This window comes from Pelagibius sp. 7325, from assembly GCF_037652055.1.
In the GTDB taxonomy this organism is placed as follows: Bacteria; Pseudomonadota; Alphaproteobacteria; order Kiloniellales; family Kiloniellaceae; genus Pelagibius.
This window is the reverse complement of the sequence record NZ_JBBKAH010000014.1, coordinates 125619-150256: the sequence shown is the minus strand read 5'-3', so window position 1 is coordinate 150256 and position 24638 is coordinate 125619. Positions and strand designations below refer to the sequence as shown.

Here is a 24638-nt window from a genome sequence, read left to right as displayed (position 1 = left end):
AATGCCAACAAGACACAGACCCGCCGCCCGCGTATCCCTTCCAAATCTACAATGTCAAACAGCCGGCCCGTGCTGGATCCGCGCAAGCGAATGCCGCCGAGCGATTTGCCCGCCTCACCACTCACGAAGAAGCAGAAATAGGGGCAAACAATATACTGAGTTGGGACCGAACTTTCAACGCCTTAGGCAGTGGAAAACCGGCCCTTCAGACACCGTCGCCAACCCGAGGAGTGGAACCCCCGTTCCCGGCGACAGCGAGGGGGTATATAGGAGGTCCCCGCCGGGCTGTAAACACCGAAATTCGACCCGCCGGCACTTTTTTCTGTATATCTCTCAAAGGATCCCCAGAGCCCGCAATTCCGCCTCCAGAACCGGCGGCAAATCGTCCGCCCCTGCCCCTGCCGCGGCCAGGTCGGCCGGCGCGTCGGCGGCCGCCAGGTAGCGCCAACCCTGAAACGGGCGGTGGCCACGCGGGGCCACCCGCACCAGGTCCGGCGCCAGGTGCAGACGGGCGAAGCCGCGGCCCTCTGCGTCGCTCTCCTGGGTGATGTCGAGGATCGGCTGGCGCACCTGGATGAGCCCCTTGATCACCCAGTAAAGCGAGCCGCCCTCCAGGATCTCGTCGCGTCGCTTGGGCATCATGCGGGTGTCGTGGCGCAGCGTCTCGCCGCGCTTCAGGCGGCGCGCCTGGTAGTCCTGGAGCTGCTCGACGCTCTCGACGCCGACGCAGAGCTTGCGCAGATGCAGCGTCATTCTCCGGCCTTCTTCCTGCTACCTCTCAACGCCGAGAGACCTAGGCCGCACGGCCGGCCAGCGCAAGGGCCACCTTGGACGACGGCGGCCGGCCCAGCTCGGCGCAGATGTAGGCGCCGGCGGCGGCCAGACGCTCGAGATCGATGCCGGTCTCGATGCCGAGACCGTTTAGCATGTAAACGAGATCCTCGCTGGCGACGTTGCCCGAGGCGCCCTTGGCGTAGGGGCAGCCGCCCAGACCCGCGACCGCCGAATCGACCGTCGCCACCCCCAGTTCCAGACAGGCCAGAACGTTGGCCAGCGCCTGGCCGTAGGTGTCGTGGAAATGCACCGCCAGGCGCTCCAGCGGCACCCGCGCGGCCACCGCTTCCAGCATGGCCCGGGCCTTCAAAGGCGTGCCGACCCCGATGGTGTCGCCCAGCGAGACTTCGGCACAGCCCATGGCGTCCAGCGCCGCCGCCACCTCGGCCACCCTGGCGACCGGCACCGCGCCCTCGTAGGGGCAGCCGAGCACACAGGAGACGTAGCCGCGCACCCTGAGGCCCGCCGCCCTGGCCTCGGCGCAGACCGGCCGAAAGCGCTCCAGGCTCTCGGCGATGGAGCAGTTGATGTTGCGCTGGGTGAAGGTTTCCGAGGCGGCGCCGAAGACGGCGATCTCCTCCACGCCGGCGGCCAGCGCCGCCTCCAGGCCTTTGAGGTTCGGCACCAGCACGGGGTAGCGCACGCCGGGCCGGCGCGGCAGCGCCGCCAGCACCTCGGCGGTATCCGCCATCTGCGGCACCCACTTGGGCGAGACGAAGGCACCGGCCTCGATGACCTTGCAGCCGGCCTCGGCGAGGCGCTCGATCAGCGCCACCTTCACCGCCGCCGGCAGGCTCTTCGGCTCGTTCTGCAGGCCGTCGCGCGGCCCTACCTCGACGATCTCGACAAACTTCGGCAGCGCCATGATGTCGCCCGCCCTTTCCTCGCAATGCGAACGTTGTGGTCCCAGGCTAGAGCGCCGGGTCGTCCTGCGCCACCATCGCCAGTTCGGCGCCCTCCTCCACCAGATCGCCGGCGGCGCAGTCGAGCCGCTCGACGGTGCCGTCGTGCGGCGCCGTCAGGGTGTGCTCCATCTTCATCGCTTCCAGCCGCAGCAGCGGCATCCCGGTCTCCACCGCGTCGCCCTCGCGCACCAGCACCGCGGTCACCTTGCCGGGCATCGGCGCGACGATGCGCCCGCTGGCGCCGGCCTCGCCGGCCACATTGCGCAGCACGTCCTCCAGCATCAGCAGGTAGCTCGCGCCCTCGACGATGACCCAGCGCTCGAGGCCCTGGCGCAGCACGCGGGCGTCGAAGGCGACGTCGCCGAGGCGCAGCTCCAGCCGCCCGTCGGACCGCGGCAGCGCCGCGGCCGAGACCTCGCCGCCCGGCAGCGCCAGGCGCAGGCCCTCGCGCCCATAGAACACCGTCACCTCCAGCTTTTCCTCGCCGTTCAGGAAGGTGAGATCGCTGTGGGTCTCAGCATTCAGGCGCCAGCCGTTGGTGAGCCGCCAGGGCGAATGGGGATCGCTGGAGGCCGCCGCCGCGGCGTCGGCATCGGCGCCGCGCCAGCCGATCTCGGCCAGCGCCGCCGCAGCCAGCACGAAGGCCGGCACATCCTCGTCAGCGGCCACCAGGGCTGCGCGCTGCTGATCGATGAAGGCGGTATCGACGACGCCGGCGGCAAAGCGCGTGTGCGACAGCACCGCCTGCAGAAAGCCGAGGTTGGTGACCACGCCGGCGACCTCGGTGCGCGCCAGCGCCCGTTGCAGACGGCTGAGCGCCGTGGCGCGGTCGGCGCCCCAGGCGATGACCTTGGCGATCATCGGGTCGTAGTGGATGGAGACCGTATCGCCGGGCCGCACGCCGCTGTCGACGCGCACGCCCTCGGCCGCTTCCGGAAAGGCGAGATGCAGCAGCCGCCCGGTCGACGGCAGAAAGCCCGCCGCCGGATCTTCGGCGTAGAGCCGCGCTTCGATGGCGTGCCCCGTGGCGACGATCTCCTGCTGCGCTGCAGGCAGCGGCTCGCCGGCGGCGACCCTGAGCTGCCATTCCACCAGGTCGAAGCCGGTGATCAGTTCGGTCACCGGGTGCTCGACCTGCAGGCGGGTGTTCATCTCCATGAAGTAGAAGCCGTCACCGTCGACCAGGAACTCGACCGTGCCGGCGCCGCGATAGTCGATCACTTCGGCGGCGCGCAGCGCGGCATCGCCCATCGCCTCGCGCAGGGCCTCGCTGAGACCCGGTGCTGGCGCCTCTTCGACGACTTTCTGGTGACGGCGCTGCGAAGAACAGTCGCGCTCGAAAAGGTGCACCGCGTTGCCGTGGTTGTCGCGAAAGATCTGCATTTCGATGTGGCGCGGCGCCGGCAAGTAGCGCTCCAACAGCATGTGCTCGTCGCCGAAGGCACCCTTGGCTTCGCGGCGCGCGGCCTGCAGCGCCTCGAGAAAATCATCCTGGTGCTGGACCACGCGCATGCCCTTGCCGCCGCCGCCGGCCGAGGCCTTGATCATCAGCGGGTAGCCGACCTTGTGCGCCTCCGCCACCAGCGCCTCGGCGGCCTGCTCGTAGCCGTGGTACCCCGGCACCAGGGGCACGCCGGCCTGCTCCATCAGCGCCTTGGCCTCGCTCTTGGAACCCATGGCGCGGATCGCCGCGGCCGGCGGGCCGATGAAGACAATGCCGGCGGCGGCGCAGGCCTCGGCGAAAGCCGCGTTCTCCGACAAAAAGCCGTAGCCCGGGTGGATCGCCTCGGCGCCGGCGGCCTTGGCGGCCTCGAGGATCGCCTCGCCGCGCAGGTAGCTCTCGGCGGCCGGGGCCGCACCGATGCAGTAGGCCGCATCCGCCTCGGCGACATGGGCCGCACCGCCGTCGGCTTCCGAATAGACCGCGACGCAGCGCAGGCCGAGACGCCGCGCGCTGCGGATGACACGGCGGGCGATCTCTCCCCGGTTGGCGATCAGGACGGTCTCGAACAAGCCGTTCCCCCTCTCCTATTTCTTCTTGCCGCGTGCCGGGGCCGGAGGGCCGCCTTCCGAAGCTGGTTCCACCAGATCCTCCAGGCGCGCGTAGTTGTTGTCGCGAAACTCATTCATCACGCGGGTGATATCATCGGTACCCACCCCGACGGCGGACAAGAGAATTCCGCCCAGCTGCAGGCTGGCCTCCACGGTTTCCGGCACCACCGCGGCAGCCCCTTGCGCCTCCAGCTGGTGCGCGTGGCTCATGTCGTGCGAGCGCACGAAGATCGGCAGACCGGGCATCCGCTGATGCAGCGCCGCCACCGCCTGGCTCGCCTCGCGCGCACGATCGATGGTGATGACGGCGGCGCGAGCCCGCTCGATCCCCGCCGCCTCCAGCACGTCGACGCGCCCGGCATCGCCGTAGTAGAGCGGCAAGCCGGCAACGCGCCCCCGCGCGACCCGCGCATGATCGAGATCGACGGCGACATAGGGCACGCCGCAGGCTGCCAGCACCCGCGCCACGGTCTGTCCGACACGGCCGAAGCCGGCAATGATGACGTGGTCGCCCAGGGCGTCGCTCTCCTCACGCAGGACCGCCACGTTCAGGCTGGGCTTCGGCGTCACCAAGCGCGACAGCTGCCCGCCGAGCCAGTCCATCGCCGGGGTCGCCGCCATGGAAAGCGCGATGAGCGCCAGGACGATCTGGCCAAGGTCGCGATCGACCAGGCCGGTCACCATGGCGCCGCCGACCAGCACGAAGCCGAACTCGCCACCCTGCGACAACAGGGGACCGGCCCGCAAGGCTACATCCGCCGGCAGGCGGAACAGCAGACAGAGGCCGGCGATCAGCGTACTCTTAAGCGTCAGCAGGCCCACCAGGACGAGCGCCAGCAGCCAGCCTTCACGGGCGACCAGCGGCAGGTCGATCTGCATGCCGATCGCCATGAAGAAGAGGCCCAGCAGCAGCCCCTTGAAGGGCCTGATGTCAGCCTCGACCTGATGACGGTATTCGGTTTCCGCCAGCAGCAGCCCGGCGAGGAAAGCGCCGAGCGCCATGGAGATACCGGCCTGCGCCATCAGCCAGCCCGCCCCGAGCACCACCAGCAGAGTAACGGCGACGAAGAGCTCCTGCAGCCGCGCGGCGGCAATGACCCGGTAGAGCGGGCGCAGCACGCGCCGCCCGATGAGGACCGAGGCGGCGACCACGGCGACGGCCTTCACCGCGGCGATCGCCACCGCTCCGAGGAGCGATGATTCCGGCCCGCCCAGCAGCGGCAGCAGCGCCAGTAGCGGCACGATGGCGAGATCCTGAAACAACAGCACGGAGAAGGAGACGCGGCCGTAGCGGGTGATCATCTCGCCGCGCTCGACCAGCATCTGGATGACGAAGGCCGTCGACGAGAGGGCAAGCCCGCTGCCGACGACGAGAGCCGCCTCGACGGACTGCCCGGTCGCGAAAACGACAGCGCCGATCAGCAGGGCGGTGAGGAAGACCTGGACCGCGCCAAGCCCGAAGACGTAGTGGCGCATCAGCTTCAGGCGCTCGATCGACAGCTCGAGACCGATGGTGAACAGCAGAAAGATGACGCCGAGATCGGCCAGCAGCAGGACGCTGTCGGGATCCTCGATCAGGCGTAGCGCATGCGGACCGAGCAGCAGGCCGGCGGCCAGGTAGCCGAGCACCGCGCTGGACTTGAACCAGCGGAACAGCGGCACGATGCAGACCGCCGCGATGAGGAAGACGAGAACCTCTTCAAGATGGGCCGGGCCATGCATCGCGTCCCCCTCAGTGCCGGCCGTGCCGGCGCTGATCGCGCCAGTCGCGCTCGCGCGCGTAGCGCAGCACTTCGGAGAAACCGAAGATGATCAGCCACACGCCGATGACGATCTGCAGCGCCGCGATCGCGCGCACCAGCGGGCTGAGCGGCAGGAGGTCGCCGTAGCCGACCGTGCTGAGCGTGATGATCGAAAAATAGAGGCTTTCGAGGAAAGAGATGTCGCGCTCGATGCCGAAGACGACGAAATGCGTCCCGGGAATCAGGCGGTCGACGATGCGGTAAATGCAGCCGAAGACAATGATGACGAAGGTGTAGTAGGTGAAGAAGGCCAAGGTCGGGGCGAGCAGCGCCGTCGCCTGGTCGAAGAACTCCTCGAACAGAAGGCCGGTTTCCAGCAGGAAAGCGGTGACGTCGCGACTGACGGCGAACACGAGAACGCCGATCAGCGCCATGCTGACGACGAGGAGGATGCCGATGGTCTGGGCGCTGTAGGCCTGATGCGGCAACACGAAAGTCGCGAGGCCGACGGCAAAGACCGGAACCAGCCAGATGAAGAGTCGGGGCGAATAGTGGACCCGGCTTTCGGCCTCGTGGCGCACCAGCAGGCGGATCGCCTCACGGCGCAGCGCGACACCGGCAACGAAGGCGGCGATCGGCAGCAGGAAGGCAATGCGCACCGCCCAATCCTCGGCAGCCGCGAAGTTCGAGTCGACGAAGAAGGTGAACAGACAGGCGTAGATCGAAAGAAAATTGGCGAGCGCGATGGTGGTGAAGTGGCTGCCGGGAAACAGCCAGTAGAACAGCGTCACACTGAGGGCCAGCGCGCCAAGCATCAGAAAGAAGAACAGGCCGAAGGTATCGGCGATGGCCACCGATACCAGAACATAGAGCCCCAGGGTCAGGACGAGGCCATTCAGCCAATAGCGGTCCGGCCTGGCCATCGCCGATCAGTCCGTCCGCCAGGTCGGCCTGCGCTTCTCCAGGAACGCGGCGATGCCCTCACGCCCCTCGTCGGAAGCACGCAGCGTGGCGATGCGGCCGGCGGTTTCCTCGACCAGCGCATCGTCGACGCTGCGCCCGGCCACCGCGAAGACCAGGTCCTTGGCCGCGCTCTGCGCCGCCGGACCACCCTGCAGCAGGGCATCGATGACCTGCCGCCCGCGCGTCTCCAGGGCGCCGCGGTCGACCACCTCGTGCACCAGGCCGAGGCGCTGGGCCTCCCAGGACGAGAAGGTCTCGGCGGTAAGGAAATAGCGGCGTGCCGCCGCCTCGCCGATTGTCGCCACCACGTAGGGGCTGATCACCGCCGGGATGAGACCGAGCTTCACCTCGGAGAGGCAGAACTTCGCCTCTTCCACCGCCACCACCACGTCGCAGCAGGCGATGAGGCCGACACCGCCCCCATAGGCGGGGCCCTGCACCAGGGCGACCGTCGGCTTGGGCAGCTCGTTCAGGCTGCGCATCAGGCGCGCGAGCCGGCGGGCGTCCTCCAGATTCTCGGCGCGCGAGTAACTGGCCATCGCCTTCATCCAGTTCAGGTCGGCGCCGGCGGAAAAACTTGGCCCCTGCGCGGCCAGCACGACGACGCGCACGCGCGGGTCCTCGGCCAGGCCGGCCAGTGCCGCGGTCAGTTCGGCGATCAGCGCCTCGTTGAAGGCGTTGTGCACCTCGGCGCGGGTCAGGGTGATCCGGGCGGCGCCGTACTTGTCGATTTCCTGAACGAACAGTGGGAAAGCCATGATGCTACATCCGGAAGATGCCGAAACGGGTTGGCTCTGGGGGCGCATTCAAGGCGGCGGAGATCCCAAGGCCAAGAGTCATGCGGGTGTCGAGAGGATCGATGATGCCGTCATCCCACAGGCGTGCCGAAGCATAGTACGGGTGCCCCTGTGCCTCGTACTGCGCGCGGATCGGCGCCTTGAAGCGCTCCTCCTCTTCCGCCGGCCAGGCCTCGCCCTTTGCCGCAAGGCCGTCACGCCGGAGGGTCGCCATCACGGCCGCCGCCTGCTCGCCGCCCATGACGGAAATGCGCGCGTTGGGCCACATCCACAGGAAGCGGGGACTGTAGGCGCGCCCGCACATGCCGTAGTTGCCGGCGCCGAAGCTGCCCCCCAGGATCACGGTGAACTTCGGCACCTTGGCGCAGGCGACGGCGGTAACCAGCTTGGCGCCGTCCTTGGCGATGCCGCCGGCCTCGTACTTGCGGCCGACCATGAAGCCGGTGATGTTCTGCAAGAACACCAGGGGGATGCCGCGCTGGGCGCAGAGCTGGATGAAGTGGGCGCCCTTCAGCGCGGACTCGGAAAACAGGATCCCGTTGTTGGCGAGAATGCCGACGGGATAGCCCCAGATGTGCGCGAAGCCGCAGACCAGAGTCTGCCCGTAGAGTGCCTTGAACTCGTCCAGCTCGCTGCCGTCGACCAGGCGGGCGATGACCTCGCGCACGTCGTAGGGCTGGCGCAGATCGCGCGGTATGAGGCCGTAGAGTTCCGCCGGATCGTAGTGCGGCTCGCGCGGTTCGGCCACCTGCAGCGCCGCCGGCTTGGTACGATTCAGCGTCGCGACGATCTGGCGCGCGATGGCCAGCGCATGAGTGTCGTTCTCGGCGTAGTGGTCGACGACGCCCGAAGTGCGCGTGTGCACCTCGGCGCCGCCCAGGTCCTCGGCGCTGACCACCTCGCCGGTGGCCGCCTTCACCAGCGGCGGGCCGCCGAGGAAGATGGTGCCCTGCTCCTTCACGATGATGCTCTCGTCCGCCATCGCCGGCACGTAGGCGCCGCCCGCGGTGCAGGAGCCCATGACCACCGCGATCTGCGGAATGCCCTTGGCCGAGAGATTTGCCTGGTTGAAGAAGATGCGGCCGAAGTGGTCGCGGTCGGGAAACACCTCGTCCTGGTTCGGCAGGTTGGCGCCGCCGGAATCGACCAGGTAGATGCACGGCAGGTGGTTCTGCTCGGCGATTTCCTGGGCACGCAGATGCTTCTTCACGGTCAGCGGATAATAGGTGCCGCCCTTCACCGTGGCATCGTTGGCGACGATGACGCACTCGCGGCCCGATACGCGGCCGATGCCGGTGATCAGCCCGGCGGCCGGCACCTCGTCACCGTAGAGGCCGGTGGCGGCGAGCTGGGACAGCTCCAGGAAGGGTGAGCCGCTGTCGAGCAGACGGCGCACACGCTCGCGCGGCAGCAACTTGCCGCGGCCGAGATGACGCTCGCGCGCCGTCGCGCCGCCGCCGAGCTTGATCCGCTCGACCTGCGCCCGCAACTCGTCGGCCAGCGCCTGATTGGCCCGGCTATTCTCGGCGAATTGCGGGTCGCGGGCGTTGATCTTGCTGGGAATCAGCGGCATGGAGACGGCGAATCGGCAGCAGTTCCGGGTGCCCCTAGTTTGGTCAGGCCAAGAGGCGCAGCAAGCAAAATCCTTCGCTTCACCGCCTTGCGAGCCTGGTGCCCCGCTGCATCGAGCGGCGCCCTGGCGCTATGCCACTGCTTACCCAAATTTAACCACTGGCTGCCTAGCTTGGCCTTCCTAGGGCCGATCCCTAGCAAGGAGTATAGGTATGCCCTATGTGGCCAGAGACGACCAGGGACAGATCATCGATGTCCAGGAACGCGAGACGGAAACCGCCTACGAGCAGGTCGCCCTCGACGATCCGGACCTGATGTCCTACCTGAGCAACGGCGCCAGCGACGGCAGCCACCCGGAGATTCTCCGCGCCGAGCTGGAAGCCTCGGACCTGGAGTTCATCCGCGTCATCGAGGACGTGATCACCGTCCTGATCGACAAGCGGGTCTTCATGCTGACCGACCTGCCCGCGGCCGCCCAGGAGAAGCTCGCCCGACGCTACAACTTGCGCAGCGCCCTCTCCGATCTGGGCGGCATCATCTCCGACCAGGAAGACATCATGCTGCCGTGAGCCCGGCGGCCTGATCGCCGGCCACCCCGGGCCGCTTGCAAAAAAACCAATAACTATGTATGAGTAGGTCTTCCGCGTGACAGCGCCGGCAGACCTGCGAGCATGCAAATTACCGCCCCTGCGGCATTCCTGAACCAGGCGCCCAAGCCCCGCATCGTCCAGTACCGCAACAAGCGCTACTCGGTCCGGCTGGAGCCCATCTACTGGCAGACCCTGGAGGTTCTGGCGGACCGCCGGCGTGTGCGCCTGGGCCGTTTCGTGGCCGAACTGGCGGAGAACTACGAAGGGCCCAACTTCTCGTCCTACCTCAGGGTCTTCTGCATGCTGGAAGGCGAGCAGGCCCTGGCTCGCGAGATCCTGGGGCCGACCCACCACGGCCTGCTCGACGTCGTCACCCACTGCCCCAATCCGGGCCTCATCCTGTCGCGCTACCGCACGGTGATCGCCTACAACCGGGCCTTCGGCGAATGGCTGGGGCCGGCCGACGTCGCCGTCATCGGCGCCGAATTGACGACCCTGGTGCAGGTGCGCACGCGGCGCTCGCTCAACGACGTCTGGCAGGACCTGATCAGCGGGCGCGAGCCGAAAGCCGACGCCAAGCTGCTGTACGTCGCCCCGGGACGGGTCAACGCCGCCCAGGCGACCATCCTGGCGCTGAGTTCGCAGACCTATCAGGAGTTCTACGCGGTGATGTGGCTGTCGCTTCAGTCCAGACGCACGGGCGCCGGCACCCTGCCGCCGCCTCCGCTGGTCGACTGAAGCTGGCGGCCGATCAGCCGACGTTGGGATCGTTGATGATGAGAATGTCGCTGGCGCTGTAAATCGTCAGCCCGCTTTCGAAACTGTAGAAATGCAGGCCGGTGACGTCGAGGCCGGTGGCGGTAACGTGGGGATCGGCAATGCCGAAGCCCGTGATGGTTTCGCGCGTCAGCAGATTGACGGAAACATCCTCGCCCATGAAGAGCACGACCTCGCCGGAGGAATCCGGCAAAAGGTCCCCCAATTCCAGGACGACAGAGTCGGCTTCGTCCACGGGGGACGGCGCCCCCGGGTCGACGATGACCAGTGGCAGCTTCTCCGGCCCGGAATCGAGCCACAAGCCGTGCCCTTCCGGCGCGTCCGCGCTTACGGGCGCCTGGGGCAAGTCCACAGATGTCTTATTCTTTACCATCTCTGTCACTGAACCCGGAGTCGGGCCACGAATATTTAAGCAGGTGAATCAACATAGAACGTCGCCCCGAAAAGAACAATATTTCTCATCGTGGCGCCGCAAGAAAAAAGGACCCCTGTCCTAGAAACGAATACTTTTTCCCGGTGCGCTGCAATAGCCCCGCGCCGCATCCCCGTTTTGGTTGCGTCTCTGCACAATCGGGGATTGCCGATCCTCTCGGCCCGGTCTGCGGCAAATAGAAAACGGCGCCCCAAGGGGCGCCGTTTTCAGTGACTGCCCGCCGCCGTTACCGGCAACGGAGATCCATCAGGTCAGTCGACCAATCCGTCAATCCAGGACTTGTGCTCGACGATCGCCTGCTCCGGCGCGCTGACGCCGAGCGTCTCAAGCAGGACGCCGCCCACGCCGAGGATGCGGTAGGAAGCCAGCTGCTCGTTGGTCTGCGCCGTGATCAGCTGCCCTTCGGCGACGAAGAGTTCGTTCTCCGCATCGAGGACGTCCAGCAGCGTCCGCTGAGCCACTTCGAACTGCTGCTCGTAAGCCCCCAGGGTCGACCGGTTGAAGTCGCGGGCGTCTTCCAGCGCTTCGATGCTGTCGCGGGCGGCCTCAAGCTCAAACCAGGAGCGGCGCATTTCCTGCTGGGATTCCAGCACGGAGGCGTAGCGGCGGTTTTTGCTCTCGTTCAGGCGGAACAGCGCTTCCTGGCGCGCGGCACGATCGATGCCGCCGCGGAAGAGGTTCCAGCGCACCCGAACCATCAGCTGGTTGTTGAATTCGTAGGTGTCGAGGGCGGAGGTGCCGTCGTTGTACTCGGTCTGGGCCTCCAGGGTGATCGCCGGATACATCGGCACTTCGGAGAGCTCGACCTCGGCTTCCGCCGTGCGGACATCCGCCTCGAAGATCTTCGTGGTCGGATTGTTGCGCACGGCAAGCTGCACCGCCTCGTCCAGATCGCCCGGCAGCGCGCCGGCCGGAAATTCCGGATAGCTGAGATCGTTGCCCGGGAAGGAGCCGACGATGCGGGTGTAGATCGCCTCGGCGACCCGCAGGTCCTGCAAAGTCTCAATCAAGGTGTTGCGCGCACGCGAAAAGCGGCCCTCGGTCTGGTCGACGTCGGCCTCGCTGCCGCCACCGCCCTCAAGACGCTCGCGTTGCGCGCCGAGAACCTGGCTGTGGTAGGCGACGTTGTCTTCCGCGAGGCGTACCAGGTCGCGCTGACGCAGTACCTCGAGGTAAGCACCGATGGCATCGAGCGCCAGGACCTCGGAGTTTTCCAGCACTCGGCTGGCAGCCGATTCGACACGGGCCATTTCGCGCTCAACGGTTGCTCCGGCCTCGAAGCCGTCGAACAGCCGCTGCTGCAGCGTGATAGAGGATTCGCGACGGACCGTGTTTTCGGTGTCGCCACTCTCCCCGTCGGAGCGCGACGTCGAGTCGTTGAACGCCTCAACGCCGATACCGGCCGCCGCGTCGATCTGCGGCAGATAGAGGCCCCGCGCCTGACGCAGTTCCTGGTCAACAGCCTCGCGGTTGCTGGCCACAATGCCGATGTCCGGGTTGGTGGCGATCGCCTGCTGGACCGCCTCTTGCAGCGTCATGGCATTCGCCGACACCGCCAATGGAAAAGCCAAAGCCGAACCCAGAAGGACCGCTTTGAAATGAGTCGAACGCGTGCTGCTTGACCAGCGCATGCTAGTTTCCCCCGACATAAAACCTTGCTTCCAATACCCTTCCCCCGAGTCGGCTCTTGCGGCGTCACCGAAACCGGACGATAAGGCAAACAAATCCAGAAATATTCGCGACTTGTAACCCGTTTTTAGTTTGGCTGTCAACGCGACCCCCCAGGCAATACATGGTTAATTTGGATCAGCCGAACGGGGTTGCCACACTGTGGCAAAAGGGTCACAGATGCTTGCGACACTAGCTACCTCGGGTTGATAATTCGTTTACGTCCGGCGTTGGGAGAGCGTGGCGGGGCCGCAAGCCCGAGCCATACGTCAGCCTTCCGACGGGAGTAGACGGGCCCCTGCCTAGGCTCATCACCCGATTCTGTCAACCAGACCCGCAACCTTCGACCCGCCACCTCAGACCCGACCGGGCGTTGAACGGCCCCAACGGCCTGCCCGGCAAGGTCGGGCAGGCGCCGCCGCCGCCCTTCCAACGGCCGGCGGACGCCCCGCCGCGTTCTGATTCAGCGGCAGCGCCAGCCCCCACGCATGTGATAAAGCACACAGTCGGAAACCCCGGAACTGCCTAGCGTGGCCCCGGCGCCGCAGCTGCGGTGGCAGACTGTAGAGGGCACTGCACAGGGCGGCACAGGAAAGCGGGGAAACCACGGCGCCTGAAAGCCCTGGCCGGAAAGGCAATCTGTGATATTAACCCTTTCCGAATGAAGCATTGCTAGATTTTCCAGAGGGATGCGGCAGGGGACCGTGGTTTTTTCACCCCGTCCTTTTTGCGAATTCGTAACAATTCTGATGAAGCTTTAGGCCCGGAGAATTCGTACAGAATGAGACAGGGGGCTCGTGCTGATCCCTCGCTCCGGTGCGCAGGCTGCCCAAGCCGGCCCGACGGCGCAGCCGGGGTGGCCCGCAGGGTCCGATACATTGTGAAGGCATAGGGATAGTATGGCTGCCCGCGACGATACGACCGCCGTCAAAGACGATCTCGGCAACGGTGACGCTGCCGACAGGAAAGCGGAGCTTTCAATGGACCCGAAGAAATCCTCGGCAGGTGGCATGGCCGGCGGGCGCTGGAACGACCCCGGGCTGAAGAGCCCCTCCGCCGCGCAAGACGCCGCCGCCGACGCCGCGATGTCCGCCAACCTGGCCGATGACGACGAGTCCGACGAGGACGCCAAGGCGCAGAAGGCGGGAACCGTGCTGCGCCCACGCGATCTCATCGAGGCGGCGAAGGAGGAAAAGGGCTGGAACCTGGCCCCCTCGGTGATCGACTTCGAAGACCCGCTGGTGCGCTGCCTGTCGATCCTGGCCGGCCTGCTGCAGCGTCCGATTTCCTCAGAGGCCCTGAAGGCCGGCCTGCCGCACGCGAACGAAGCCTTCACGCCGGAGCTGGCGGTGCGCGCCGCCCTGCGCGCCGGCCTGTCGGCCCGCGTGGTGCGCCGGCCGCAGATCGGCAAGATCCTGCCGGTCACCCTGCCCTGCATCCTGCTGCTGAAAGGCGGCACCTGCTGCGTGCTGCAGAACGTCAGCCGCGGCCACGCCGACGTCCTGCTGCCGGAAGCCGGCGGCACCGCCAAGACCGTGCCGGTCGACGAGCTGCAGCCGCAGTTCACCGGCTATGCCATCTTCGCGCGCACCGAAGCCCGCTTCGACGAGCGCGCGCCCGACACCAAGCTGACCGAACCGCGCGCCTGGTTCTGGGGCACCCTGTGGCAGTTCTGGCCGATCTACAGCCACGTGCTGCTGGCCTCGATCCTGATCAACTGCTTCGCCATCGCCAGCCCGCTGTTCATCATGAACGTCTACGACCGCGTGGTGCCCAACCAGGCGGTCGAGACGCTGTGGGTGCTGGCCGCCGGCGTCATCACCGTGTTCGGCTTCGAATTCGTCATGCGCAACCTGCGCACCTATTTCGTCGACGTGGCCGGCAAGAACGCCGACGTGATCATCGCCAGCCGCCTGCTGGAACAGCTGATGTCGACCCGGCTCGATTCAAAGCCGGCTTCGACAGGCGCCATGGCGAACAACCTGCGCGAATTCGAATCGCTGCGCGAGTTCTTCACCTCCGGCACCCTGGTCGCCCTGGTCGACCTGCCCTTCATCTTCCTCTTCATCGGCGTCATCTTCATCGTCTCCGGCCCGGTCGCTTTCGTGCCGCTGGCCATGGTGCCGCTGGTCATCATGGTCGGCTTCTTCCTGCAGTATCCGCTGCGCTCCCTGGTCGAGAAGAGCCAACGCGAGGCGAGCCAGAAGCACGCCCTGCTGGTGGAAGCCATCGACGGCCTGGAAACCATCAAGGCGACCGCCGCCGAGGGCCGCGTCCAGAAGTCGTGGGAGCGCTTCGTCGGCTTGTCCGCCGCCTCCTCCGGCAAGGCCCGCTTCATCTCCGGCCTGGCGACGACCTTCGCGCAGATCGCCATCCAGATGTCGACGGTGATCGTCATCGTCTACGGCGTCTACGAGATCGCCGCCGGCAATATCACCATGGGCGCGCTGATCGCCGCGACGATCCTGACCGGCCGGGCGCTCGCCCCGCTGGGCGCGGTCGCCGCCATGCTGACCCGGCTGCAGCAGTCGCGCGTCGCGCTGAAGTCGCTCGACACCCTGATGAAGGCGCCGGTCGAACGCGCGCAGAACAAGCAGTTCCTGCACCGCCCGCGCCTCAGCGGCCAGATCGAGTTCAAGCAGGTCACCTTCAGCTACCCCGGCCAGGAAACCAAGGCGCTGGACAGCTTGTCGTTCAAGATCAAGCCGGGCGAGAAGGTCGGCATGCTGGGCCGCATCGGCTCGGGCAAGAGCACGGTCGCGCGCATGATGATGGGCCTCTACGAGCCCATGGAGGGCGCCATCCTGTTCGACGGCACCGACATCCGCCAGGTCGATCCGGCCGACCTGCGCCGCAATATCGGCTATGTCTCGCAGGACAACTACCTGTTTTTCGGATCGGTGCGCGACAACATCTGCTTCGGCGCGCCGCACATCGACGACGAGAGCATCCTGCGCGCCGCCAACGTGGCGGGCGTCAGCGACTTCCTGCGCACCCATCCGCGCGGTTTCGACCTGCAGGTCGGCGAACGCGGCATGAGCCTGTCGGGCGGCCAGCGACAGTCCGTGGCGATCGCCCGCTCGATGCTGCTCGATCCGCCGATCGTCCTGCTCGACGAGCCGACCAGCCACATGGACAACTCCTCCGAAGCGGCTTTCAAGAAACGCATCGGCGACACCCTGCAAGGCAAGACGCTGTTCCTGGTCACCCACCGCAGCTCCCTGCTGTCGCTGGTCGACCGGCTGCTGATCATCGACAACGGCAAGATCGTCGCGGACGGCCCCAAGGACGAGGTGCTGAAGGCACTGCGCCAGGGACAGATCCGCGCCAGCGCGGGCTGAGCGGACGCCCGGCGTCGAACCAGGCTTGAGCCAGGCATAACGAGGACAAGACAAAGATGAGTGCACACGGCGTTTACGATCGCGACGATCTGGACTTCATGCCCGATGTGCATGCCGCCACCCGCCACCGCGGGCGGCGCTTCGCCTATATCCTGACTGTGCTGTCGGTTGCCTTTTTCGCCGTCATGGGCGTCTGGGCCCACTATGCGGTGCTCGACGAGGTCACCCGCGGCGAGGGCACCATCGTCCCCTCCTCCCGCACCCAGGTGATCCAGAACCTGGAAGGCGGCATCCTGGCGGAGATTCTGGTCCACGAAGGCGACATCGTCCAGGCCGGCGACGTCCTGGTGCGCATCGAAAACACGGTCGCCCAGGCGAACCTGGAGGACGCCCGCTCGCAGTACCTCAGCCTGCAGGCCACCGAGGCGCGCCTCATGGCCGAACTGGAGGGTGAAGATGCGGTGACCTTCCCGGCGGGCGTTCTGGAAGAGGCCCCCACCGTGGCCGCCGACCAGCAGCGCCTGTTCAACGCGCGCCGGCGCCAGCTGGAAGCGCAGATCAACGTGCTTCAATCCCAGGCCGTCCAGCGCAAGCAGGAAGTGGCCGAGATGAACAGCCGCCGCCAGCAGCTGCAGCAGAGCCTGGGTCTTGCGCGCGACGAACTGGCGATCATGGCGCCGCTGGTCCAGAAGGGCGTCATGCCGCGCATCGATCTGATCCGCATTGAACGCCAGGTCGCCGACCTGGAAGGCGAGATCCGCACCATCGGCGCGGCGCTGCCCCGCCTGCAGTCGGCCCAGCAGGAAGCCAACGAGCGCATCGAGGAGATGAAGCTGACCGCGCAGACCGACGCCTCGGACGAGCTGAACAAGACCCGTGCCGAGCGCAAGTCGATCGAACAGTCGCTCTTTGCCGGCCAGGACCGCGTCACCCGCACGGCGGTGACCTCGCCGGTGCGCGGCACCGTGAAGGACATGAAGATCAACACCGTCGGCGGCGTCATCCAGCCCGGTGAGGACATCATGGAGATCGTGCCGCTGGACGACTCCCTGATCGTCGAGGCCCGGGTCCGTCCGGCCGACATCGCCTACCTGCGTCCCGACCAGAAGGCGGTGATCAAGGTCTCCGCCTACGACTTTTCGATCTACGGCGGCCTCACCGCCAAGCTGGTGCGCATCTCGGCCGACACCATCCGGGACGAGGAAGGCGAGAGCTTCTATCACGTCTACCTGCGCACTGAGGAGAACGCGCTGCACCACCGCGGCGAGACGCTGCCGATCATCCCCGGCATGACGGTGACGGCGGAAATCCTGACCGGCGAAAAGTCGGTGCTGGACTACATCCTGAAGCCGATCCTCAAGGCCAAGGACTCGGCCCTGCGCGAGCGCTGAGGCGCCGCCCTCCCGTTAACCACCTGCCGCCCCGGAATCTGCGGTTTTCCGCCGATTCCAGCGGTCCCTTTGCGGACCGCGTAAACCACCTTTGGCAAAGCTCCATTAAGCCAAAACGGCGATCCTCCTAGGACGCGCGGGATGCGGTTCAAAAGCCGTATTCCCGCCCCGCAACCAGGAGCCTTTTCTTGGATCGCCGAGCCTTTCTGCGCCACGGAGCCGCCATCGCGGGGGCCGCTGCCAGCGGCCTGCTGCTGCCGGCTGCCTGGACCGGAGAGGCGGTCGCGCAGACCCTGCAGGACTTCATGAAGTCCAACGACAACCCGGGCGGCGGCCTGTTCGGCTCGACCGAGATCTCCTCGGCCAACCTGACCGCGCTGCCGCAGTGGGCACGCGTGCTGTCCAAGATGAAGACCGAGCGCAAGCTGTTCCGCGCCTGCCTCGACAACCCGGCCGCCTGCTCGACCGCCGGCCTCAAGTCCTGGCGCGAGGTCTCCACCGCCGCCCGCGGCAAGCCGCAGCTGGAGCAGCTGAAAACCGTCAACGGCTACTTTAACCGCTGGCCCTACAAGATCGACCGCGAGCTCTACGGCGTCAGCGAGTTCTGGGCGACCCCGCAGGAATTCATGAAGCGCTCTGGCGACTGCGAAGACTACTCGATCGCCAAGTTCTTCGCCCTGCGCGACCTCGGCTACGACAACGAGCAGCTGCGCATCGTCATCCTCATGGACCGTATCCGGCGCATCGGCCATGCTGTGCTGGCCGTCTACGGGCTAGGCGACATCCTGATCCTCGACAGCCTGACGGACCTGGTGTTCTCCCATAAGAAATATAAGCACTACGTGCCGCAGTATTCGATGAACGAGACGACCCGTTGGGCGCACTTCTACGACAAGAACCGCACCGCATCATTGTAAACTATCGTTAATGCGTACTATGGGATAACAGCGAGATGACGACGCAAAGCGATCAGCACGGCGCGCTGCTGGATTTTTCCACGCCGCGCAGCCGGCCCGAGCCGGGCCAGCGCGGGCGCCTGCTCGCCTGGGGCGCCGCGGTCCTGGCCGTCATCGCTATTGCCGCGGTGCTGGTCCCGACGCTGACCATCGGCGCCAAGAAGAGCCAGCTCGGCGAGCAGATCGCCGAGCGTCTGCAGATCACCGCCACCGGACAGGCCGGCGTGATCTCGACCTGGCTGCAAGGCACCCGCCGGCTCGCCGAGCCGGTGGTCGAGAGCGAACTGCTGCGCCTGTTCTCATCGGAGATGGACCTGGCCGGCGGCGACATGTCGAAGATGGTGGCCCCGCCGAGCGAGGACCAGGCCGGCCTCGGCGTGCCGCTGGTCGAGCAGGTCCCCTTCATCGAACGCATCATCAGCGACTTCGCCGGCAATGCCGACTTCCTGGCCGCCTATCTGGTCGGCCGCAACGGCGACGCCTTCGTCACCTCCAGCGGCGCCATGCCCTTCTCCGTCCAGCAGCGGCATCTGGCGCTCGACAGCATCGAGCGCGGCCAGACCGCCTACGGCGCGGCGCGCAGCGTCCCCGCCGGCCTGGTGATGGACCTGGCGGCGCCGATCTACGCGGCGCAGGTGGAACCGGGCCGCGGCAAGCCGGTCGCCACCCTGGTGCTGGTGGTGCCGCTGACCGGCGCGCTTTCGGAATTCCTCGCCGGCGATCCGCTCGCCAGCCCGGGCACGCACCGCATCCTGCTGCAGCTTTCCAACGACCAATTGCAGCGCATCGAGCCAGGCGCCGCCAACAGCGTCGCACCGGTGCGCATCGACGGCTTCGACCTCGCCGCCGGCGAGATTCCTTTTGGCCGCCGCGCCTCCCTGGCCGGAGCCGGTACCGTGTACTCGGCCGGCGCCATGGTCTCCGGCCCGACCTGGTGGGTGCTGGAAGAGATCGAGGCGGCGGTCGCCGAGCGGCCGCTGGCGACCTACACCACCGCGGCGGTCATCGTCGCCGTGCTGGTCGTCATTGCCATGGCCGTCGCCTTCGGTGCCTTCTGGTGGCGTCTCGCCAGCCTGCACGACCGCGCTCTGGCCGAGCAATACCGCACGCTGGCCAATCGCATCCAAGGCCAGAAGCAGCTGTTGGACAGCATCAACGGCACGATCCAGGAATACATCGGCCTGAAGACGCCGGACGGCACCTACCGCTACGTCAACCCGGCTTTCGCCGAGGCGGTCTCGCGCAGTCCCGAATCGATGGTCGGCCTCGACGACGCGGCGATCTTCGGCCAGGGCACGGCCAAGCGGATGGCGCTCACCGACCGCCGCGTCCTGAGCAGCCGCGAGGCGGTGACCGCCGACGAAGAGGTCTATCTCGACGGGGTGCGGCGCTACCTCCAGATTTCCAAGGTGCCATTCCTGGATGCCGCCGGCGCACCGGGCGGCATCGTCTCCGTCACCCGCGATATCACCGAGCTGGTCGAGCAGCGCCACAAAAAGGAGCGCGCCATCCAGCAGATGGTGATCGCCCTGGTGCGCGCCATCGAGCTGCGCGATCCTTACCTGGGCGGGCATTCGCGGCGGGTGGCGGAGTTCGCCGTCGCCGTCGGCAGGCAAATGGACTGCAGCGACGAGGAGCTGGCGACGCTAGAGCTGGCGGCCAACCTCTCGCAGATCGGCAAGCTGGCCATCCGCAAGGAGCTCCTGACCAAGCCGGCGCGCCTGACGACCGAAGAGATCAAGGAGATGGAAAGCCACGTGGACCACGCGGTCGACCTGCTGCAGGGCATCGACTTCGAGCTGCCGGTCGTCGAGACCATCGCCCAGATGCATGAGCGGCTGGATGGTGAAGGCTATCCCCACGGCCTGAAGGGCGACCAGATCCGCTTGACCGGACGGATTCTCGGTGCCTGCGACGTGTTCTGCGCGCGCCTGGAGCCGCGCTCCTACCGCGCCGGGCTTGCGCCTGACGCGGTCCTCGATATTCTCGCGGAAAACATGACGCGCTACGATCCAAGAGTGATCGAGGCGCTGAAACAGGTGGTGGCGACGGTCCCGGGTGAAAAAATTATCGCCAGTATTGCGACGGCCTGAGGCCGCGCCGCAGGCCGGACGCGGAATCCTCGCCTGCCGCCTGGCGCGCGGGGCCGCGCGGCTGTCGTTGGTGCTCGCCGTCCTCGCCGCCACCGTCCTCTTCCCGCCGCCATCCGCCGCACAACTGCTGCAGCCCGAGCGCCGCGTCGAAGTGAACGCGATGGAGTACCCCTGGAGTGCCATCGGACGGGTGAACGCCGGCGGCCGGGGCCACTGCACGGGGTTTCTGATCGGCGAGCGTCATGTCTTGACGGCGGCGCATTGCCTCTACGACCCAGTGGTCGGGCGCTGGCGCGGCGCCATCGAGCTGCATTTCATCGCCGGCTATCAGCGCGACCGCTACATCCTGCATTCCAAGATCGCCAGCTACAGCCGGCCCGAGACCTACGTCTACAACCCGAAACCGGATCCGAAGGCGGCGTCGAACGACTGGGCGATCCTGACGCTGGCCGAGCCGCTGGGCCGCCAGGCGGGCTGGCTTGGGATCAAGGCGCTGGACAGCCTGATGCAATCGCGCGTCAAGGCCGGTGATGCCCTCCTGCTGCAGGCCGGCTATCGCCGCGACCGCGCGCATGTGATGACCGCAGGCTGGGCCTGCGCCCTTGCCGGGGTCATCCAGGGCGGCCGGCTGCTGCTGCACGACTGCGACGTGATCCAAGGCGACTCGGGATCGCCCCTGCTGCTCTACGCCGACGGGGAGTTCTTCGCCATCGGATTGCACACCATCGACTTGGTGCTGAAGGAAAAGCAGCACCTGGGCGGCGTGCTGTCGCTCAGCCTGTTCCATCCCAACGGCGGGCGCGCGGACGCCGTGCGGGCGCTGGCCGCCACGTCGGTGCGGTGGGCAGCCGGCCAGCTGCCTGGAGCCGGCAGCGCGGCGGCGCGGGTGCCACTCACCACCATCGACAACCTGCTGGCCAAACTCGGCTACCTGCAGCTGACCGCCGGCGGCCCCTCGGGGGACGCCCGCAGCGCGGCGCTCAGCCGCTTCCAGGACGAGAACGGACTGGCCAGGAGCGGCAAGCCCTCCATCGCGGTCATGGGGCACCTGCTGCATGCCTCGACGCCGTGACACCCTGCGCTTCGGGGCCTTCGTGCAAACCCGCAGGCAACCTGGATTATCGACGCCATTCCTGATATCCAGAGCGCTGAATTTTGCGACCCACTGCCCGGCGGCAGGGCCTATTTGATTGCGGCGCGCCTCGGCACCTTTTTGCGCCAACACCCTTGCAAGAGATCGACAGAAGGAAAGCGTTTCATGACGGAGATTTTCGCGGACGGGACCGGCTCCATCATCGTGTCCAACGGCGTCGTGCGCATCGAACTGGTCCAGCTGCGCCGCAAGGACGGCAAGGCGGAGTTGAGCTCGCAGAGCACCGGCACCCTGCTGATGCCGGTCGGCTCGCTGAAGAACCTCACCCTGCAGCTCGCCAAGGCCCTGGAGCAACTGCAGGAGCGCCAGTCGGAGAAGGACCGCCTGGAGAGCGAGGGCAAAAAGGGCGACGAGTTGGACGAAGCGCTCTCCAACCTGTGACGACAGCATTCACGCCTCTCATGCCGGAGAGCTTCTCCTTCACCACCACGCGATCGTCACCCTCGGGCTTGACCCGAAGGCTCCTTTCGCCGCGGCACCGAGCCTTGCTGGAGCGTTCGGGGACCGCCGCGGATATGGATTGCCGGGTCAAGCCCGGCGATGACGGTCGGAGAAGGACTCCCCGCTCCCTCCCTGCCCAGCAGCACTCCGCGGGTCTCCACTCATGAAATACCTTTTCGTGCACCAGAACATGCCGGGGCAGTACAAGCACATCTGCCAGCGCCTGGCCGCGGACACGGACAACACCGTCGTCTTCATCACCAAGCGCGAAGGGTTGGAGCTGCCCAACATCAAGAAGGTGCTCTACAAGCCGCATCGCGAGCCGTCGGAATCGACCCACCGCTACATCCGCGACGCTGAACGCGGCATCCTCCACGCGCAGGAGGTGGCGCGGAAGGCTCTGGCGCTGAAGGCCGAGGGGTTCGTGCCCGACGTCATTGTCGGCCACCCCGGCTGGGGCGAGACGCTGTACCTGAAGGACGTCTATCCCGACACGCCGCTGCTGGGATTCTTCGAGTTTTACTACCACTCCGTCGGCTCCGACGTCGGCTTCGACCCGGAGAGCCCGGTGACGCTGGACACCCACTGCCGCATCCGCACCAAGAACATCATCCAGTTCATGGGCCTTGAGTCGGCCGACGCCGGCATGGCGCCGACCTACTGGCAGTTCCAGCAGTACCCGGCGGAATTTCAGTACAAGATCTCCGTCATCCATGACGGTATCGACACCTCGGTCTGCACGCCCGACGGCGGTGCCTTCCTCGAGATCCGCAACACCGACGGCGCCACCACGAAGCTGAGCCAGGGCGAGGAAATCGTCACCTTCGTGGTGCGCAACCTGGAGCCCTACCGCGGCTTCCCGCAGTTCATGCGCGCCGCCGAGCTGATCCTCAAGCGGCGGCCCAAGGCCAAGATCATCATCGTCGGCGGCGACGAGGTGAGCTATGGCCGCGCCCTGCCCGACGGACAGACCTACCGCAAGCAGATGCTGGAACAGGTCGACCTCGACATGAGCCGCGTCTTCTTCATCGGACGCGTGCCCTACGCGACCTACCTGAAGGTCATCCAGGTCTCAGGCGTGCACGTCTACCTGACCTACCCCTTCGTGCTGTCCTGGTCGATGCTGGAGGCGATGTCGTCGGAGTGTCTCCTCGTCGCCTCCGCCACGCAGCCGGTGACCGAGGTCATCAAGGACGGCGTCAACGGCCTGCTGGTCGACTTCTTCGATCACGAAGCCGTCGCCGGGCGGGTCGACGAGGTCCTGGACCACAAGGACCGCATGGCGGCGATCCGCAAGAAGGCTCGCCAGACCATCGTGCAGAACTATGCGCTGGAAGACTGCCTCACCGCGCAACTGAAGCTGATTGGCCAGCTGGTGGGGGGCAAGCGCCCGGTGCCCGGCGGCACGCCCGGCCGGCCGAACTACCGGTCGCTCAAGGGCGCGACCGTCGCGAAGGCGGCGCCGGCCAATAAGACCGCGAAAAAGACCGGCAAGGCCGCGGCGAAGAAGAAGACGGTGAAGGGGCGTGGCGGCAAGAAGCCTGCCCGGGCGCGCGGCTAGGCCCGTAGCGGGAAGCGGCAAGCCTTGCGCGGGCTCTTCACCATGAGGGTCACGATCAACCCTTGCCTCATCCCGAGAAGGACCGAAGGTCCGTCTCGAAGGACGGGGCTAAGGGCAGCGTCCTAGTCAGCGGAAAGCACAGCGCATGGCCCATATTCTCGTCGGCTACGAACTGGGCGGCGGCCACGGCCACGTCCACCGCCTCATGCCCATCGTGCGCGCCCTGGAGGCGCGCGGCCATCGGGTCACCTTCTTCCTGCGCAACATCCAGGAGAACGCGGTGCTGCTGGCGCGCGAGCACCGCGCCATCCTGCCGGTGCCCGACCTCGTCGCGCGCATCCCCGGCGCGCCCAACCCGGCGCCGCTGGCCGACTACGCCGACATCATGTGCGCCTCCGGCTTTTTCCGCCGCCAGACGCTGCATGCCGGCTTGCTGGCCTGGCGCACCCTGCTGACCCAGGCCAAGGCCGACTTGGTGGTCGCCGACCACAGCCCGATCCTGCTGCTCGCCTGCTTCGGGCGCATTCCGGTGGTGCAGGTCGCCGACGGCTTCACCATGCCGCCGGCGCAGGGCGCGCGCTTCCCGATCTTCCGCAAGACGCGCACCAAGCCGCTGGTCCAGCCCGGCCATGTGCTGCGCGTCATGCAGGACGTCCAGAAGGCGCACGGCCTGCCGGTCCCCAAGACGGTGACCGAGCCCTTCCGCACCGCCGGGCGCATGGTCTGCACCCTGCCCGAGCTCGACCCCTATGGCGCGTTGCGCCAGGACCCGGTGGTCGGCCCGGTCGAGGGCCTGCAGCAGCCGATGCCGCTGCCCAAGGCACCACATTTCTTCGCCTACGTCAGCCTGGAGCACAAGAAGACGCGCGCCTTCCTGCAGGGCCTGAAGGCGAGCGGCCTCAGCGGCGAGGTCTTCTCGCGCGGCATGACCGACGACATCGCCAAGGAAATCGCGCGGCCCGGCCTCACGGTCCACCGCGAACCGCAGCCGATGGCCGAGCTGCTGGAACGCTCGACGGTCATCCTGCACCACGGCGGCAACGGCACCTGCTGCGCGGCCTTGAGCGCCGGGCGCCCGCAGATCCTGCTGCCGACCCACATGGAGGCGCGTCTTTCCGCCGACACCCTCGTCGCCCAGGGTGTCGGCCACCTGCTGGGCGCCAAGGAGACCAGCGAGACCGGCCTGCCGCCCGTGCTGGACGCGGTGGCCGGTGATGCGGAAATGGCCGCCCGTGCCGTCACCCTGTCGCAGGCGATCGCCGCGCGCGGTCCACTCAAAAGCGTCGAGACGATCGTCGAGACCTGCCTCGCGATCCTGGACGGCCGCAGAGCGGCCCATTAGCAGCGGCACGCCTTCCCGCGCAAAAGA

General features: G+C 67.0%; 19 protein-coding genes. 10 read left to right on the top strand and 9 right to left on the bottom strand.

Annotated features, from left to right (window positions below; translation table 11 throughout):
- Positions 1–333: 333 nt before the first annotated feature.
- Genes WDC82_RS24165 through WDC82_RS24135 form a run of 7 tightly spaced genes read right to left on the bottom strand, consistent with a single transcriptional unit; the run spans position 334 to position 8866 of the window.
- Complete coding sequence (locus WDC82_RS24165) at positions 334–753, bottom strand: DUF1489 domain-containing protein (protein WP_340119997.1); 420 nt, start codon at positions 751–753, stop codon at positions 334–336.
- A 40-nt stretch (positions 754–793) separates the two neighbouring features.
- A complete protein-coding gene (locus tag WDC82_RS24160; RefSeq protein WP_340119996.1) occupies positions 794–1699 on the bottom strand; it encodes a hydroxymethylglutaryl-CoA lyase in 906 nt (301 codons plus the stop codon).
- Positions 1700–1745: 46 nt separating this feature from the next.
- On the bottom strand, positions 1746–3752 hold the full coding sequence (locus WDC82_RS24155; protein ID WP_340119995.1) for an acetyl-CoA carboxylase biotin carboxylase subunit: 2007 nt from the start codon (positions 3750–3752) through the stop codon (positions 1746–1748).
- A gap of 15 nt (positions 3753–3767) precedes the next feature.
- The gene (locus WDC82_RS24150) at positions 3768–5513 is read right to left on the bottom strand and encodes a monovalent cation:proton antiporter-2 (CPA2) family protein (RefSeq protein WP_340119994.1); all 1746 of its coding nucleotides are present in this window, start codon (positions 5511–5513) and stop codon (positions 3768–3770) included.
- Positions 5514–5523: 10 nt separating this feature from the next.
- On the bottom strand, positions 5524–6456 hold the full coding sequence (locus tag WDC82_RS24145; protein ID WP_340119993.1) for an ion channel: 933 nt from the start codon (positions 6454–6456) through the stop codon (positions 5524–5526).
- 6 nt (positions 6457–6462) lie between these two features.
- Positions 6463–7254, bottom strand: coding sequence for an enoyl-CoA hydratase/isomerase family protein (locus tag WDC82_RS24140; RefSeq protein WP_340119992.1), 792 nt, complete (start codon positions 7252–7254; stop codon positions 6463–6465).
- 4 nt (positions 7255–7258) lie between these two features.
- A complete protein-coding gene (locus WDC82_RS24135; RefSeq protein WP_340119991.1) occupies positions 7259–8866 on the bottom strand; it encodes a carboxyl transferase domain-containing protein in 1608 nt (535 codons plus the stop codon).
- A gap of 211 nt (positions 8867–9077) precedes the next feature.
- On the opposite strand from WDC82_RS24135, the gene WDC82_RS24130 reads away from it, so the two are divergent.
- Positions 9078–9434 (top strand): hypothetical protein, encoded by a 357-nt coding sequence (locus WDC82_RS24130; protein WP_340119990.1) that lies wholly within the window; start codon positions 9078–9080, stop codon positions 9432–9434.
- Positions 9435–9536: 102 nt separating this feature from the next.
- The gene (locus WDC82_RS24125) at positions 9537–10193 is read left to right on the top strand and encodes a ribbon-helix-helix domain-containing protein (protein ID WP_340119989.1); all 657 of its coding nucleotides are present in this window, start codon (positions 9537–9539) and stop codon (positions 10191–10193) included.
- Between the two features lie 13 nt (positions 10194–10206).
- On the opposite strand, the gene WDC82_RS24120 is transcribed toward WDC82_RS24125, so the two are convergent.
- Positions 10207–10533 (bottom strand): hypothetical protein, encoded by a 327-nt coding sequence (locus tag WDC82_RS24120; RefSeq protein ID WP_340119988.1) that lies wholly within the window; start codon positions 10531–10533, stop codon positions 10207–10209.
- A 383-nt stretch (positions 10534–10916) separates the two neighbouring features.
- Positions 10917–12203, bottom strand: a complete 1287-nt coding sequence (locus WDC82_RS24115) for a TolC family outer membrane protein (protein WP_340119987.1) — start codon at positions 12201–12203, stop codon at positions 10917–10919.
- A 1029-nt stretch (positions 12204–13232) separates the two neighbouring features.
- On the opposite strand from WDC82_RS24115, the gene WDC82_RS24110 reads away from it, so the two are divergent.
- From WDC82_RS24110 to WDC82_RS24075, 8 genes are all read left to right on the top strand, one after another.
- Positions 13233–15674 (top strand): type I secretion system permease/ATPase, encoded by a 2442-nt coding sequence (locus WDC82_RS24110; RefSeq protein WP_340119986.1) that lies wholly within the window; start codon positions 13233–13235, stop codon positions 15672–15674.
- Between the two features lie 56 nt (positions 15675–15730).
- Complete coding sequence (locus WDC82_RS24105) at positions 15731–17065, top strand: HlyD family type I secretion periplasmic adaptor subunit (protein ID WP_340119984.1); 1335 nt, start codon at positions 15731–15733, stop codon at positions 17063–17065.
- Positions 17066–17253: 188 nt separating this feature from the next.
- Positions 17254–17982, top strand: coding sequence for a transglutaminase-like cysteine peptidase (locus tag WDC82_RS24100; protein ID WP_340119983.1), 729 nt, complete (start codon positions 17254–17256; stop codon positions 17980–17982).
- Between the two features lie 35 nt (positions 17983–18017).
- Positions 18018–20114, top strand: coding sequence for an HD domain-containing phosphohydrolase (locus WDC82_RS24095; RefSeq protein WP_340119982.1), 2097 nt, complete (start codon positions 18018–18020; stop codon positions 20112–20114).
- Complete coding sequence (locus WDC82_RS24090) at positions 20101–21186, top strand: trypsin-like serine protease (RefSeq protein ID WP_340119981.1); 1086 nt, start codon at positions 20101–20103, stop codon at positions 21184–21186. Before WDC82_RS24095 ends, WDC82_RS24090 begins: the two co-directional genes overlap by 14 nt.
- Positions 21187–21372: 186 nt before the next feature.
- Positions 21373–21648, top strand: coding sequence for a hypothetical protein (locus tag WDC82_RS24085; RefSeq protein WP_340119979.1), 276 nt, complete (start codon positions 21373–21375; stop codon positions 21646–21648).
- Between the two features lie 223 nt (positions 21649–21871).
- On the top strand, positions 21872–23269 hold the full coding sequence (locus WDC82_RS24080; RefSeq protein WP_340119978.1) for a glycosyltransferase family 4 protein: 1398 nt from the start codon (positions 21872–21874) through the stop codon (positions 23267–23269).
- A gap of 145 nt (positions 23270–23414) precedes the next feature.
- Positions 23415–24611 (top strand): nucleotide disphospho-sugar-binding domain-containing protein, encoded by a 1197-nt coding sequence (locus tag WDC82_RS24075; protein WP_340119977.1) that lies wholly within the window; start codon positions 23415–23417, stop codon positions 24609–24611.
- Positions 24612–24638: the final 27 nt, after the last annotated feature.

Excerpts from the sequence above, each read along its gene's own strand:
- WDC82_RS24160 (WP_340119996.1), bottom strand. The coding sequence starts at position 1,699 with ATGGCGCTGCCGAAGTTTGTCGAGATCGTCGAGGTAGGGCCGCGCGAC.
- WDC82_RS24095 (WP_340119982.1), top strand. The coding sequence starts at position 18,018 with ATGACGACGCAAAGCGATCAGCACGGCGCGCTGCTGGATTTTTCCACG.
- WDC82_RS24080 (WP_340119978.1), top strand. The coding sequence starts at position 21,872 with ATGAAATACCTTTTCGTGCACCAGAACATGCCGGGGCAGTACAAGCAC.
- WDC82_RS24165 (WP_340119997.1), bottom strand. The coding sequence starts at position 753 with ATGACGCTGCATCTGCGCAAGCTCTGCGTCGGCGTCGAGAGCGTCGAG.
- WDC82_RS24145 (WP_340119993.1), bottom strand. The coding sequence starts at position 6,456 with ATGGCCAGGCCGGACCGCTATTGGCTGAATGGCCTCGTCCTGACCCTG.
- WDC82_RS24115 (WP_340119987.1), bottom strand. The coding sequence starts at position 12,203 with ATGACGCTGCAAGAGGCGGTCCAGCAGGCGATCGCCACCAACCCGGAC.
- WDC82_RS24085 (WP_340119979.1), top strand. The coding sequence starts at position 21,373 with ATGACGGAGATTTTCGCGGACGGGACCGGCTCCATCATCGTGTCCAAC.
- WDC82_RS24140 (WP_340119992.1), bottom strand. The coding sequence starts at position 7,254 with ATGGCTTTCCCACTGTTCGTTCAGGAAATCGACAAGTACGGCGCCGCC.
- WDC82_RS24075 (WP_340119977.1), top strand. The coding sequence starts at position 23,415 with ATGGCCCATATTCTCGTCGGCTACGAACTGGGCGGCGGCCACGGCCAC.
- WDC82_RS24110 (WP_340119986.1), top strand. The coding sequence starts at position 13,233 with ATGGCTGCCCGCGACGATACGACCGCCGTCAAAGACGATCTCGGCAAC.
- WDC82_RS24130 (WP_340119990.1), top strand. The coding sequence starts at position 9,078 with ATGCCCTATGTGGCCAGAGACGACCAGGGACAGATCATCGATGTCCAG.
- WDC82_RS24125 (WP_340119989.1), top strand. The coding sequence starts at position 9,537 with ATGCAAATTACCGCCCCTGCGGCATTCCTGAACCAGGCGCCCAAGCCC.
- WDC82_RS24105 (WP_340119984.1), top strand. The coding sequence starts at position 15,731 with ATGAGTGCACACGGCGTTTACGATCGCGACGATCTGGACTTCATGCCC.
- WDC82_RS24135 (WP_340119991.1), bottom strand. The coding sequence starts at position 8,866 with ATGCCGCTGATTCCCAGCAAGATCAACGCCCGCGACCCGCAATTCGCC.
- WDC82_RS24150 (WP_340119994.1), bottom strand. The coding sequence starts at position 5,513 with ATGCATGGCCCGGCCCATCTTGAAGAGGTTCTCGTCTTCCTCATCGCG.